The 744-nt window shown below is 44.4% G+C and carries 1 pseudogene; it reads left to right on the forward strand.

From position 1 onward, the window contains the following. Positions 1–729 (forward strand): annotated as a pseudogene (locus HMPREF2884_RS07065) (siroheme synthase); the annotation flags it as partial. Positions 730–744 lie beyond the last annotated feature (15 nt).

Consider the following 744-nt stretch of genomic DNA (forward strand, 5'->3'; position numbering starts at 1 on the left):
GGCATGGAGTACGAAGTTATTTTGACCTACCGCCCGCTAGATGACGCACACCCCTATCAGTGGAATACTGAGGACCGTATTCGTACGGTGCTCCCTGTAACAAATGATTTTCCGGCATCTGTTCTGCCTTCTATTACCTATGATGTGAATTCTATTTCTGAGGAGCAGATTAATTCCGGAAAACCAATTGAAATCAATATGACGGGTTCGGGTTTTGACGGGATGAATAAGCTAAGTTTTACTCTCGTTGAATACGACCCGACTGCAAATGTTACCCATAAATATCTCAAGGAGCTGGGGTCTTTTGACCCTTCAGATTCTCCGTACTTTAAGCGCGTTTTTCATGGCCTAATTCCTAACGGTCATTTTCAGCATAAAATTACAATTCCTGCCGGTCTTTTGAAATCAGGCAAGGGTTATTATCTGTCGGTACAGGGAGATTCTCCTTCAGGCCCGATTGCTATGAGGCGTGCCTTCCCCTTCGTTCCTGTGGGCAAGAGCCCCATGAAAATGCCTTACCAGAGCAATACGTACCGCAATACTCTTCCGAAGGTTTCATTGTCTCCTCAGACGGTTGACCCGTACCATGAGGGGAAATATAAAGTCACTATTTCTAATATTTCCCCGGAAGTTGATTTGGGATACTATATTGGATCGATTAGTGTTTATAGTAAAACCGCTCAAAAAACTATTGCCAACCTCAGCGTTAATAGGGCTCTTCAGAGTTGAGTGTGGTTGGAGGCA

The organism is Rothia sp. HMSC073B08, from assembly GCF_001812975.1.
GTDB classification, from domain to species: Bacteria; Actinomycetota; Actinomycetes; order Actinomycetales; family Micrococcaceae; genus Rothia; species Rothia mucilaginosa.